The sequence below is a fragment of the Alkalihalobacterium sp. APHAB7 genome (assembly GCF_048323755.1).
GTDB lineage: Bacteria > Bacillota > Bacilli > Bacillales > Bacillaceae_F > Alkalihalobacterium.
In genome coordinates, this window is the sequence record NZ_JBLWFS010000015.1 from 85,936 (window position 1) to 98,754 (window position 12,819).

Below are 12,819 nucleotides of genomic sequence, written 5' to 3' on the forward strand. Positions count from 1 at the left end.
AATGCGAACAGGAATAACTTGAATGAATTTTTCACATGTTATTAAAAACGGGAAGTCTGGAGGTTTTCATGTGGAAATAAATGAGGAAATCGAACGTTTTTTAGATAAAGCACAAGGTTTGGTAGATGATGGATTGGATGAACTTTTAGAAACGAAAATCATCCGTGAAAATGACCTTTCTGACTATTCGTATATTCAACTGCAATTACATGAACTGGTAAATGAAGCAGATCAATTAATGGTCCAATATCCAGATCAACGAAGTAGATTAACCGAGTTACAACGAAAAATTAAAGAAATTCAAGAAGTGATGGTAAAAGGAATCTACTAGGGGGGCTACAAATGAACTATGATCAATTAAAACAAATCGTTTTATTAACTCAAGATGCAAAAGATTTAGGGTGGGAATTTTTTATGGATGAAGGGCAATTAAAAGCACGTGATAACACTTATGCTCAAGATACAACAGCCTTTCATAATCAAGATCACTTTTATGAATGGTTGGAGGAACAGTTTGATAAAAAAGATTGAGAAAAAGGCTGACTTATAAGTGATAGTCGCTCACTTCTGTCAGCCTTTCTTTTATGGTTGTACCGTCTTTACAAATAAAAATTTTACACACTGATAGATGTTAATCACTAAAACAAAGCATACTGAAATAATAAGCAATGTAGCTCCACCCTTATAGAACAATACGATTGTCATCAATCCAATAACGGTAATAATTGCTATTCGGAGAAATGACTCCTCCAACTGTTCTGTCTCAATTTGTTGATAAAGCATTTTACACGCTGAGACCAAACATGCTGCTGCTAAAAAGTATAAGCTCCCTGGTATTAAAAATTCATGGATAATATCAAAACTAAAAACAAACGAGGCTTGTCCTGCCCCAGTTAGGATCGATTGAAAATAGAAAAGGATTTCATCAATCATTTGATAGAACGGGACATGATTCATTTGACTAGAAATAGTACCCCCAATAAATGCAAAAATAAATCCAAATAGAACGAATATAAATGGTAGAACGAAAACCATCTCCACACCTCATTTCATCTCTTTTCTATTACTCTATTCAAAAAAATAGATTTTAGAATAAATAATAGAGAAAAGAGAAATAAAAAAAATGGTGCCAGGCACCTTTACTCTATTACAGTGGTAAAGGTGCCTGGCACCGAATATTTAATGGCACCTGATGTTTTATTTTTTTAGATTTAGCTTGGCTAGGGCTTCTGCTAGGGCTGGATTGAATGGCTCTTCTTGTTTGTCTTGTTTCTTTAAATATTGATTGACTTCTTTTTTGGAGACTTTCGTATTTTTCTCTTTTTTCTTTCTCTCATTAAAGGTTGAAAGCTTCTCTTTATGTCCGCAGCTACAAGCAAATACTTGTCCTTCACCTTGTCCACGTAATTCTAGTTTTTTGAAGCACTTCGGACAACGTGCATTCGTTTTCTTCGCAACTGCTTTTCGATGTCCACATTCACGATCTTCACAAACAAGCATCTTCCCTTTTTTCCCGTTCACTTGTAGTAGATTTTTCCCGCATTCCGGACATGTCCGTCCCGAAATATTATCATGCTTATATTTGGACTCACTCACTTTAATTTCACGAATGATTGCTTTTGTATATTCTTTCATTTCAACGAGAAACGCTTGCTGCGTTAACTTTCCTTTTGCAATGGCCTCAAGCTTTTGCTCCCATTCTGCTGTGAGTGCTGGTGACTTAAGGTCAGAAGGTACTAACTCTAGTAATTGTCTTCCTTTTGAAGTCGTTACGATATCTTTTCCTCTTTTTTCAATAAGAAAACTATTAAAAAGCTTCTCAATAATATCCGCTCTCGTTGCAACTGTTCCTAGTCCTCCAGTTTTTCCAAGCGTTTTGGCAAGATCCTTATTCGTTTCTGCCATAAACTTTGCTGGATTTTCCATCGCTGAGAGTAGAGTTCCTTCGTTAAATAATCCTGGTGGCTTTGTTTCTCCCTCGGTTTGTGTGACAGACTGAAGCGATAAAGCATCCGCCTTCGTTAATTTGAGGATGTCACTACTCATTGCACTATCTTTTTCTTCAATATCATCTCCGTAAATTTCTTTCCAACCTAGAGATTGAACAACATTTCCTTTTGCAATAAAGGTTTCTCCTCCTATTTTAGTCACAACCGTTGTTTGTTCGTATTCATATGGTGGTGAAAGGACGGCTAAGAAGCGTTTCACAACCAAATCATAGATTTTACGTTCTTTCTCACTTAATGAAGAAAGTATAGGTGCGACTTCCGTTGGAATAATAGCATGGTGATCTGAAACCTTTTGATTATCAACAAAATGACGGCTTGCCTTTATCGGTTTTTGTGCGATCTTAAAAGCTTGCTTCGCATACGGACCAACACCACATGCTTCTATTCGGTCTTTTAGAGTATCTACAATATCCTCAGATAAGTAACGCGAATCTGTTCGGGGATATGTTAAAACTTTATGTTGCTCATATAATTTTTGCATCGTATTTAACGTTTCTTTTGCCGAGAAGCCAAATATACGGTTTGCCTCACGCTGCAATTCGGTTAAATCAAACAGTTGTGGTGAGTATGTCTTTTTTGATTTTTTTTCGATATCTACAATTTGTATCGGTTGATTACTTATTTTCTCTTGTACTCTTTTCACGTGATTTAGGTCGAATGTTCTAGACTCTTTCGTCTCAGTATTTTGCCAAGTTAGTTTTAACGATTTATTAGCTTGAACAGTTATACCATAGTAACTCTTCGGTTTGAATTCAGCAATTTCTCGTTCTCTTTGATGGATAATCGCAAGTGTAGGGGTTTGGACCCTTCCACAAGATAGTTGAGCATTGTACTTTGATGTCAATCCTCTTGTCCCATTTAAACCGACAATCCAATCGGCTTCAGCTCGTGCAACCGCCGCTGCATACAGATTTTCATAATCCTTACCTGGTCGAAGCTTTTGAAACCCTTCTTTTATCGCCTTATCCGTAACAGAGGAAATCCATAGACGTTGAATTGGCTTCTTCACACTCGCTTTTTCGATAATCCATCTTGCGACTAACTCTCCTTCTCGACCAGCATCGGTCGCGATAACGATATCTCCAACATCTTTGCGATTTAATTGAGCTTTTACGGCTTGATATTGTTTATTTGTTTTTTTAATTACAATAATTTTTAAATTTTGGGGTAACATAGGAAGGTCATCCAGATTCCAGGATTTATATTTTTCATCATAGGATTCAGGGTCAGCTAACGTCACTAAATGGCCCAGCGCCCAAGTAACGATATAACGATCACCTTCAAAAAATCCGTTGCCTTTTTTCGGACAATTTAAAACTTTTGCAATGTCTCTTCCTACTGAAGGTTTTTCAGCCAGAACTACTGTTTTTTTCATAAAAACACCCTTTCAACAACAACTATTAAAAACTATATCATAAATTGATTGACAGTGAAATTAATGAGTGATAAAATTATTAATTTTGCTATTATCAGACAAGTGTGATATAATAATAAAGAACTCAAATTTAGGAGGTCGAGCTATGTTTCAAGTTGGAGACAAGATTGTTTACCCTATGCACGGCGCTGGTGTGATTGAAGATATCGAGGAAAGAGAGATTCTTGGGGAGACCCAACAATACTATGTCTTAAATTTGTCTCATAGTACGATGCAAGTAATGGTTCCTATGGAGAAAACATCAATTATCGGTATACGTGAAGTCGTAGACCCAGATACGTTAGAAAAAGCTTTATTAATTCTTCACGATGGTGAACCAGACGACTCGGTTAATCGTCACCAACGTTATCATTTAAACATGAAGAAAATGAAAACGGGTGATATTTGTGAAAGTGCCCAAGTAATTAGGGATTTAATGTTCTTAAATAAAAATAAGAAGCTTGGTACTGAAGATAAGTTTATGCTTGATAATGCACGACGCATTTTTATTAGCGAACTCATTCTTGTCAAAGGATTTGAAGAAGAACAAGCAATTGAATTTTTAGACAATGCAATTAACGGTTAATCGTCCTGAAAACCTCTTCCCGATGAAGAGGTTTTTTTGTTTTTCTTCAATGAAAAATGCTATTTGCGCAGCCGGTCTCCTTAAGAAGTATTAGTTGCAAGGATATCAAAAAAGAGGCTGAGTGAGTTACCTAGCCTCTTCTCTTAATGTTTTTACATAGCCTATCTACACCCACTCGCTCTAAATCCTTATTCAGCTAACCATGCCTAACTCTCTTTCCAATCACATAACGAATTTCGAAATACGTTACCTCTTCTGGTAAGCTTTCCTTGAGAGGCTTCAATCGTTCTGCTCCGATCTTCTCAATGGCTTCTTCAATTAATTGTTCGTGATGCTCATTAACAAATTGATGAAGATCGATGATTTTTCCTTCATCGACACATTTTTCTAGATGACTTAAGATTGTTTCTTCTGTACACTCCCGCTCGGCAGCGATTTCCTTGACTGAACTTCCTTGCTCATACATTTCATACGTAATATGGTGACTCGGTGTTTTTGACGAAACTTTCTTCTGTACTGTTACGCCCTGTTCACTTTTTTGATTCCGATACGGTTGCAATGCAGCTAAAAATTGTTCACCGTATTTCTCTAGTTTTTGTTGGCCGACTCCATTCACAAGTAATAATTCTTCGGTACTTGAAGGAATTGAGCGACTCATTTCACGAAGCGACTTATCTGAGAAAATTAAATAAGGCGGGACTTTTGCTTCATCTGCGATCTCTTTACGTACCTTACGTAAACTCTCAAAAATTTCGTCATTCGCTTCAATCGCTACATGAGCCACCTTTTCTTTCCTGTATACTTGTAGCTCTCCTTTTAAAACAGCAACTGCTTTATCCGTTAAACGTAACGTCGGGAAATTACCTTCAGAAGGCTTCAAATATTGTTCTGCCGTCAAGTAATCGATAAATTGAGATAGATTTTTCCCTGTCCACGTTTTGAGTAGGCCATAGGTCGTCAATTGATCTAATTTAAAGTCTTTGATCTTTTTACTTTCCGATCCAACTAGAACTTGTGCGACAATTGTTTTTCCGAACTTTTCTCGCATCCTCTTAATCGTGGAAAAGACCATTTGTGCTTCTCTGGTCACATCCGAAGTTTCGCCATCATCTAGACAATTCGAACACTTTTTACACTTTTCAAATTCTTCATCTTCAAAATAGTGTCCAATATATTGTTGAAGACACGACTCCGTATGGCAATAATCTACCATTTGCTGCAACTTTTTGTATTCATTCGTTCTTCTGGTTTCTTCTAGATCGGATTGTTCAATTAAAAATTTTTGAATACGAATATCGTCAGGTGCAAAAAGTAACAAACATTCACTTTCTTCACCATCTCGTCCTGCTCTTCCCGCTTCTTGATAATACGATTCGATATTTCTTGGCAAATTGTAATGAATGACAAACCTGACATTGGATTTATCAATACCCATTCCGAATGCATTTGTTGCGATCATAACCGTTATATTGTCACGGATAAAATCATCCTGATACTTCGCTCGTTCGAGATCTGATAAGCCGGCATGATATTTTCCAACAGCTATTCCCTTTTCTGTTAATTTATCATACAGTTGCTCTACGACTTTCCGCGTTGACGCATAAATAATCCCTGAACTTGAGGCGTGCTTTTTTAAGTACTGCGAGACATAAGAAAATTTCTCTTGCCCTTTGACCACTTGTAACGATAAATTATCTCTTCTCGCTCCATTCACAATCGTATTCTCTTCTTCAATGCTTAAATGACGGCAAATATCTTCTCTTACTTGAGGCGTTGCAGTTGCCGTTAAAGCTAACACAACCGGATTTGTTGGCAATTTCCTGATAAGTGATGAGATATTTAAATAACTCGGGCGGAAGTCATGTCCCCATTGTGAAAGGCAGTGCGCTTCATCAATTGCAACGAGCGAAATCGGCAGCTCATTTAATAAATAAAAGAAACGAACATCTTCTAACCGCTCAGGTGCAATATAAATTAGTTTATATTGTCCATTTCTCATCTTCTCGATTCGTTCACTTAATTCACTATTCGAGAGAGAACTATTTATATATGTACTCGGAATTCCAAGCTGATTTAAACCGTCCACTTGGTCTTTCATTAATGAAATAAGTGGTGAAACAACGATTGTCATTCCAGAATAGATAAGCGCTGGAACTTGATAACAGATGGACTTACCTCCACCTGTTGGCATAATACCAAGTGTATTTTTTTCTTCCAAAACTTTCTCGACAATATCATATTGGCCTTTCCGAAAAGCTTCATAGCCAAAGTATTGTTTTAAAAGTTCAACTGCTTTTGTTTGCATGAATGAACTCCTTCCTAACTACTGCTTTTTCTATTGTAAAGGAATTTGTTATTTTTATAAATGGAGGAAAATGACCTTTTCTACTTGTTATAGTTAAAAGAACTAAAGGGGGTAAGGTTTATCATCGTTAGTCCGTAGGCTAAGTTAACTCCGATACTTCATTTTACAATAGTCATAAGATTGATTGTACAAACTTTTTGTAAAGAAACAACACTTCTCTACAAAGCTCTCATTTACAAAAAAATAAATTGGATATTTTCAAAGTATGTTAAAATAGCTTCATTCGTTTTATAATAGGTAAGGTGCAAAAAATTAAATTGATTATCTATAAATTTATATAGAAAGAGTGTTGTCCATTCATGAGTGTATTAACAGTAAAAAACTTAAGTCACGGATTTGGTGACCGTGCGATTTTTAATGATGTTTCTTTCCGCCTTTTAAGAGGAGAACATGTTGGTCTGATTGGAGCAAACGGCGAAGGAAAATCAACGTTTATGAATATCATTACAGGTAAATTACAACCCGATGCTGGAAAAGTTGAGTGGTCCAAACGAGTTCGTGTCGGCTACTTAGACCAACATACGGTTCTGACAAAAGGCATGACGATGCGCGACGTATTAAAAAGTGCCTTTCAATATTTATTTGACTTAGAAACACAAATGAATGATCTATTTGATAAAATGGGCGATGTTTCTCCAGATGAACTAGAAAAGTTGCTAGAAGAAACAGGAACGATTCAAGATATTTTAACAAATAATGATTTTTATACGATTGATGCAAAAGTTGAAGAAATCGCCCGTGGTCTTGGACTAACTGATATCGGATTAGACCGTGATGTCGATGATTTAAGTGGTGGACAACGAACCAAAGTCCTCCTTGCTAAACTCCTATTAGAAAAGCCTGATATTTTACTATTGGACGAGCCGACAAACTATTTAGATGAACAGCATATTGAGTGGTTAAAGCGTTATTTAAATGAATATGAAAATGCGTTTATCTTAATCTCACATGACATCCCGTTCTTAAATAGTGTAATTAATCTTATTTATCATATGGAAAACCAGGAGTTAAATCGTTACGTCGGTGATTACGATCATTTCCTAGAAGTTCACGAAATGAAAAAACAGCAATTAGAGTCAGCCTATAAAAAGCAACAACAAGAAATCTCTGAACTTAAAGACTTCGTCGCAAGAAATAAAGCGCGTGTATCAACACGTAATATGGCGATGTCTCGCCAGAAAAAGCTAGATAAGATGGAAGTCATTGAACTTGCTAAGGAGAAGCCAAAACCTGAGTTTAATTTCAAAGAGTCTCGTGCGTCTGGAAAAGTAATCTTCGAAACGAAAGATCTAGTGATTGGTTATGATGAACCACTTTCAAGACCATTAAACCTTCGTATGGAACGCGGACAAAAAGTTGCATTGTACGGGGCAAACGGTATCGGAAAAACGACATTATTACGAAGCATTTTAGGTGAGATTAAGCCTGTTTCAGGTTCGGTTGAACGTGGTGACTATTTGCATATTGGCTATTTTGAACAAGAAGCGAAAGCGGCTAATCAAAATTCGTGTATCGACGAAATTTGGAGAGAGTTTCCTTCTTACAGCCAAGCTGAAGTTCGTGCTGCATTAGCAAAATGTGGATTAACGACAAAGCATATTGAAAGTAAAATTATGGTCTTAAGTGGTGGGGAAAAAGCAAAAGTTCGTCTTTGTAAGCTAATTAACAATGAAACGAACTTACTCGTTCTCGATGAGCCGACGAACCACCTTGATGTCGATGCAAAAGAAGAATTAAAGCGTGCATTGAAAGCTTACAAAGGAAGCATCCTTCTTATTAGCCACGAACCTGAATTTTATAATGATATCGTTACTGAAAAATGGAATTGCGAGACTTGGACAACGAAGGTTATTTAATTCTTATTTTAAAGTAAACTGAAATTCAAATGCGCTCAGACCGCAATAGCTGAGCGCATTTTATAATACTTCAATCCTTGTCAATAAGCATTTCCTGTAAAGCTATCCCTCTTTCTTCAGTGCGATCATGTACCAGCTACCTTCTTTAACGACAGGAGTAATTTCATCAATTTGGTACCCTGTATTTTTAGCATACGTTCTAATTTCACCTTCGGTAGGAATCGGATGTAAATTTTCATGGGCGGTCATAAAGCTATTAAAGGCTACCGAAAATACCTTCCCGCTTTTACTCAAGTATAAAGGAGAGATAATAGATAAGGAGCCGTTTTTTTGTAAACTATCGTATGTTAATTGAAACAACTCTTCTCTTCCCTCTCTACTAAAATAATGCAGAAGGTTATTCATCATAATGTAATCAAAGACTTGATTGATTTTATCTCCGTTTGTTATATCTTTTTGATAAACTTTTACATTTTTAATCTTGTTTTCTTTTACTTTTTTCTGTGCTTCGTCTACTATACTTCTATTTATATCAATCCCAGTGAATTCCTTGTTTTTATAGAGTTTGGATAAGCGTACAAGATAACCAGCATGACCACACCCAATATCCAAAATAGAAGTAGCCTTTGACTTCTTTATTTTCTTATTCACTTTAGGAAAGGCGAACTTTTCAATGAGTGCTGAAGTTTCTGCAACAGTCTGACCAAACCCCTCATGATCATAGTTCTTTCTAGTAGTCTCGTTTGTCAATAAATGAGGATAGTTTAATAGAGTCGGAATATGCAATTCCATCATTTCTCTCAATAGTTCACCAACAGAATAGCGACTATTAGTCGAGAAATACGTGATCATTTGTTTAGTAGGATAGATTCTTTGCTTGTCCCCTATTTTTAGATGGCCGATTACTTTCCCTACGTCTACCCAACAGGTGATTAACTGTTCGTCCATACCAGTAGACTGTTGAAGTTCAGAGAGCGTCTTACCATTAGCAAGTTCATCAAATAAATTCATTTTAAAGCCAATATAGGCGTGCCATGTCGGAAGAAACCCTTCATTTCTTTTCATCCACTTTCTTGCTTCCCATACTCTTCTCCACTCCTTAAACAATTTGATTCCCCCTCCCTGTTTTTAGTACCACGGATAATCGTCCTTTTTATTGTAAAAATGTTCTACTTGGTCAAAAGATTGGCCAAACTGTTGAGCTAATGGAAAACCAGCTTGTATTAACCGATCAAGCATATTTTCTTCCCATGCTCCTAAGCCTGAAATATTTAATATTTGCTTAAAATGAAGACGTGTATTTCTCTCTATTCTTTGCAGGACTTGCATTCTAAACTTCCTCCACAAAGCAAAATCATAAGAATATACGAGCGCAGAAAAGTGACTTAAATTAGAAATGTATTCAACCCTAGGCCTTCTTACACGCTCAAACCAACGAAGATGTATTGGATCTAATCGATTGGTGCTGTTCATCCACGCTAACAATTCACCAAGTACATCTGAATCCTGAATGGCTAAATTCATCCCCTCCCCAGCAATAGGGTGAACACTGTGAGCCGCATCTCCAATTATTGCTGCATTTTCGTAAACATAGTTTTCGGCATGGTGATTAACCGGGATCATCAGTTGAATTTTCTTAAAGCTGTCGATACTTTGAACATACCCATCCATCTCTGGCATTAAATTGATGTATTTTTTATAAAAGGTGTTTAAACCATTTCGAAGCAATTGTTTATATTCACCTTGTTTAATAAGTAAGACGGTTCGAACTAAATCGTTGGGTAATGGAAAAAGACCTAATAGTTGATCTTCTTTAGTAATAATCGTTGCATCCTTTAATTGCGGTGGTCTAGGAAACGATACTGTTAAAAAATGATGATTATATTTCTTTTGTTTCACACCGATCCCGAGGGCTTGGCGTACAGGAGATATCCTGCCTTCAGCCCCAATAAAAAATTCACTAGATACTCTCTTCACCTCTCCAGACTGTTCAATTACAGCTATTTCCTTTAAGTCAGTTTCTTTTGGTTCGAGTGATAGAAACTTCGTATCAGCTAAATAAAAGTCATTCTTTAATTGATGACAGGCTTCTAGTAATAGTTCTTTTAATTTTTCATGCGGGATCATCATTGCATAATTAAAAGAATGTTCTAAAATACGATAATCCCATTTGGCAGATTTCTCCCCATGAGTGGGGTCTAGTGATTTTACTACCATCGTTTCTATTTTTTGACCATACCGCGATAATTGTTTACCCAAACCTAAGTGACTCAATATCTCAATACTTTTCGGTTGTAATAGCTCACCTTTATATTTAGTCGATGGTTTTGCATTTTTTTCAACAACGATGACATCTACGTTATACTTAAGAAGTTTCAACGCTAACGTTAGACCAGCTATACCTCCACCTGAAATAAATACTTTCATGACATCACTTCCTATAATCACCGGGAATATTAACCTAGTACTGAAGTATGTAGGTACATTTTATGTATATTAAAATTAAAACTTCCCCCTATATATATACTTAAAACTTTAAAAAACAAAAAAAAGCAAGAGATCCCTTTTCCCTTGCTTTAAATGAACATGTTATTCATTTAAAAATACCTCTACCATCCGATATTCATACTTTAACTATCTTAGTGAAGCATACACAGTATCAATATCTTCTTTCGCTTCAATTAGCTCTTCGGTTGTCTTATCTTTGGAAGGCATGAACTTTAGGATAATGTCACTCACCAACTGCTGTCTTCTGCATTTTTTTAAATGATCGATGGCAACATTCCGTGCGATCGAGAAAATCCATGTTTTTAATTGTGATTCTCCTTTAAACTTAGGTAACGATTTAAATAAACGGATAAAGACTTCTTGCGTTAAGTCTTCAGATTCATTTCTTGTATTTGTAAAAGCTACAAGAAACTTATACACATCATTGTAATGGTCACGGTAAATTTGTTTAATCTCTTCTTTTACATGTTCTCGTTCCAAAACTCAACCTCCCCTTTTTTATTGATACTGATTAGTCTTATTTCAGCTTCAAAAGGTTACAATCTTTTAACATTAGTTTGAAAAATTCTATGTATACAACAATTCCTTCTCAATATAATTCGTTCGTATAAATACTGTGTGACAAAATAACCTAACCTTATTTTACCATTTCACACCATTTAGCAACTGTAACTTACTTATATCTCTAGAAAATATGCACTTAAAATTTGCATTCCAAACGAACTCATGGTAGTTAATAAGTAAGAAGCTGGGAGGGCGATGTCATATGTTTTTTAAGACAGAAGAACAAAATCAACGATACGAAGAAATTGGTCAATTAGCAGATCAGTTTTCGAAACGAGCTCAACTTCATGACCTTGAGGCTACATTTCCAATTGAAAATATAAATGATTTAAAAAAGATCGGTTATACCACATTAACACTCCCGAAAGAATTCGGTGGAAAAGGCGCTTCCTTATATGAATTTATATTACTGCATGAACGATTAGCTCAAGGATGCGGGCCGACTGCTCTTTCGATTGGTTGGCATGTTGGAATTATTTTAGATTTGGCAACCAATCGGCCTTGGACGAAAGTAAAATACGCAGCGATTATGGAGAAAGTAAAAGAAAATGCCTTACTTAATCGTGCAGCCACAGAGGCACAAACCGGTTCGCCTACACGAGGCGGTAAACCGCAGACAATGGCAGTAAAAGATGGGGAGCATTGGAGAGTGAATGGTCGAAAAACATTTACAACGATGGCTCCTGCCCTTGATTTCTTTTTAGTTTCAGCTACCATTGATGGGAGTGAAGAGGTTGGAGAGTTTATAGTCCCCCGTGATACACCAGGTGTTCGTATTGAGGAAACGTGGGATAGTATTGCGATGCGGGCAACGGAAAGTCATGATTTAATTTTAGAGAATGTAAAAGTAGAGGAAGATCATTTATTAGAAATGGTGTCTTCAAGACCGAGACATAGAGCAAACGGCTGGCTCCTTCATATTCCTGCTTGCTATTTAGGAATTGCACAAGCAGCAAGTAACTATGCTATTGAGTTTGCAAGTTCCTATCAACCAAATAGCCTCACTCATCCCATTATTAAATTACCTAATCTACAAAGACAAATTGGTGAAATGGAGCTTAAGTTAAAACACTCCCGACATTTTCTTTTATCAGTTGCAGAAAAATGGGATGAGTTAGAAGATAAAACGGTTACGATCCCTGATCTAGCCGCAGTCAAACATGTCGTAACGAATTCAGCTATTGAAGTGGTCGATCAAGCGATGCGGGTCGTCGGCGCAAGAAGTTTATCCGAAAAAAGTCCACTTCAGCGATACTACCGCGACGTCCGCGCTGGACTGCATAATCCACCGATGGACGACGCAACGATTCAAACACTTGCTCAAAGTGCAATCCAAAGAAGTTCTATCTCGACAACCTAACTGGAAGAAATATAAAAAGATGACTCCTATTCTAAAATGTACCCTATAGAGTAGACACTTAAAAAAAGTGCTCTCTCTGTAGGGTACTTTTTTGTATAATGTAAGAACTACAAATTGAGACATAACTTGGAGATGGAGAATCATGAGTAAAAAGCTA

11 protein-coding genes are annotated in these 12,819 nt (G+C 36.5%); 5 read left to right on the top strand and 6 right to left on the bottom strand.

Going from position 1 to position 12,819, the window contains the following annotated elements; all coding sequences use genetic code 11:
- Nucleotides 1–70 precede the first annotated feature (70 nt).
- Nucleotides 71–331: a DUF2524 family protein gene (locus ACNSTQ_RS15010; RefSeq protein WP_418200627.1), complete on the top strand. Its 261-nt coding sequence runs from the start codon at nucleotides 71–73 to the stop codon at nucleotides 329–331.
- A gap of 11 nt (nucleotides 332–342) precedes the next feature.
- Nucleotides 343–531, top strand: a complete 189-nt coding sequence (locus ACNSTQ_RS15015) for a hypothetical protein (RefSeq protein ID WP_418200628.1) — start codon at nucleotides 343–345, stop codon at nucleotides 529–531.
- Nucleotides 532–582: 51 nt separating this feature from the next.
- On the opposite strand, the gene ACNSTQ_RS15020 is transcribed toward ACNSTQ_RS15015, so the two are convergent.
- Nucleotides 583–1,035 (bottom strand): hypothetical protein, encoded by a 453-nt coding sequence (locus ACNSTQ_RS15020; protein ID WP_418200629.1) that lies wholly within the window; start codon nucleotides 1,033–1,035, stop codon nucleotides 583–585.
- Between the two features lie 162 nt (nucleotides 1,036–1,197).
- The gene (locus tag ACNSTQ_RS15025; protein ID WP_418200630.1) at nucleotides 1,198–3,384 is read right to left on the bottom strand and encodes a DNA topoisomerase III; all 2,187 of its coding nucleotides are present in this window, start codon (nucleotides 3,382–3,384) and stop codon (nucleotides 1,198–1,200) included.
- A 145-nt stretch (nucleotides 3,385–3,529) separates the two neighbouring features.
- Here ACNSTQ_RS15025 and ACNSTQ_RS15030 point away from each other — a divergent pair, with 145 nt between their 5' ends.
- Nucleotides 3,530–4,009 (top strand): CarD family transcriptional regulator, encoded by a 480-nt coding sequence (locus tag ACNSTQ_RS15030; protein ID WP_418200631.1) that lies wholly within the window; start codon nucleotides 3,530–3,532, stop codon nucleotides 4,007–4,009.
- A gap of 196 nt (nucleotides 4,010–4,205) precedes the next feature.
- On the opposite strand, the gene recQ is transcribed toward ACNSTQ_RS15030, so the two are convergent.
- Complete coding sequence (gene recQ, locus ACNSTQ_RS15035) at nucleotides 4,206–6,314, bottom strand: DNA helicase RecQ (protein WP_418200632.1); 2,109 nt, start codon at nucleotides 6,312–6,314, stop codon at nucleotides 4,206–4,208.
- Nucleotides 6,315–6,673: 359 nt separating this feature from the next.
- On the opposite strand from recQ, the gene ACNSTQ_RS15040 reads away from it, so the two are divergent.
- A complete protein-coding gene (locus ACNSTQ_RS15040) occupies nucleotides 6,674–8,230 on the top strand; it encodes an ABC-F family ATP-binding cassette domain-containing protein (protein WP_418200633.1) in 1,557 nt (518 codons plus the stop codon).
- A gap of 102 nt (nucleotides 8,231–8,332) precedes the next feature.
- Here the strand turns inward: ACNSTQ_RS15040 and ACNSTQ_RS15045 are convergent, their stop codons facing one another.
- From ACNSTQ_RS15045 to ACNSTQ_RS15055, 3 genes are all read right to left on the bottom strand, one after another.
- Entirely contained in the window at nucleotides 8,333–9,337 is a 1,005-nt protein-coding gene (locus tag ACNSTQ_RS15045) for a class I SAM-dependent methyltransferase (protein ID WP_418200634.1), read from the bottom strand.
- A 21-nt stretch (nucleotides 9,338–9,358) separates the two neighbouring features.
- A complete protein-coding gene (locus ACNSTQ_RS15050; RefSeq protein WP_418200635.1) occupies nucleotides 9,359–10,657 on the bottom strand; it encodes an FAD-dependent oxidoreductase in 1,299 nt (432 codons plus the stop codon).
- A gap of 207 nt (nucleotides 10,658–10,864) precedes the next feature.
- Nucleotides 10,865–11,218: an RNA polymerase sigma factor gene (locus ACNSTQ_RS15055; protein WP_418200636.1), complete on the bottom strand. Its 354-nt coding sequence runs from the start codon at nucleotides 11,216–11,218 to the stop codon at nucleotides 10,865–10,867.
- A 286-nt stretch (nucleotides 11,219–11,504) separates the two neighbouring features.
- Between ACNSTQ_RS15055 and ACNSTQ_RS15060 the strand changes: the two genes are divergently transcribed.
- Nucleotides 11,505–12,662, top strand: coding sequence for an acyl-CoA dehydrogenase family protein (locus ACNSTQ_RS15060; protein WP_418200637.1), 1,158 nt, complete (start codon nucleotides 11,505–11,507; stop codon nucleotides 12,660–12,662).
- The last annotated feature ends 157 nt before the right edge of the window (nucleotides 12,663–12,819 follow it).

Bases quoted from the DNA above. Each gene is read 5' to 3' on its own strand.
- ACNSTQ_RS15025 (WP_418200630.1), bottom strand. From the start codon at position 3,384: ATGAAAAAAACAGTAGTTCTGGCTGAAAAACCTTCAGTAGGAAGAGAC.
- ACNSTQ_RS15040 (WP_418200633.1), top strand. From the start codon at position 6,674: ATGAGTGTATTAACAGTAAAAAACTTAAGTCACGGATTTGGTGACCGT.
- ACNSTQ_RS15060 (WP_418200637.1), top strand. From the start codon at position 11,505: ATGTTTTTTAAGACAGAAGAACAAAATCAACGATACGAAGAAATTGGT.
- recQ (WP_418200632.1), bottom strand. From the start codon at position 6,314: ATGCAAACAAAAGCAGTTGAACTTTTAAAACAATACTTTGGCTATGAA.
- ACNSTQ_RS15050 (WP_418200635.1), bottom strand. From the start codon at position 10,657: ATGAAAGTATTTATTTCAGGTGGAGGTATAGCTGGTCTAACGTTAGCG.
- ACNSTQ_RS15015 (WP_418200628.1), top strand. From the start codon at position 343: ATGAACTATGATCAATTAAAACAAATCGTTTTATTAACTCAAGATGCA.
- ACNSTQ_RS15030 (WP_418200631.1), top strand. From the start codon at position 3,530: ATGTTTCAAGTTGGAGACAAGATTGTTTACCCTATGCACGGCGCTGGT.
- ACNSTQ_RS15020 (WP_418200629.1), bottom strand. From the start codon at position 1,035: ATGGTTTTCGTTCTACCATTTATATTCGTTCTATTTGGATTTATTTTT.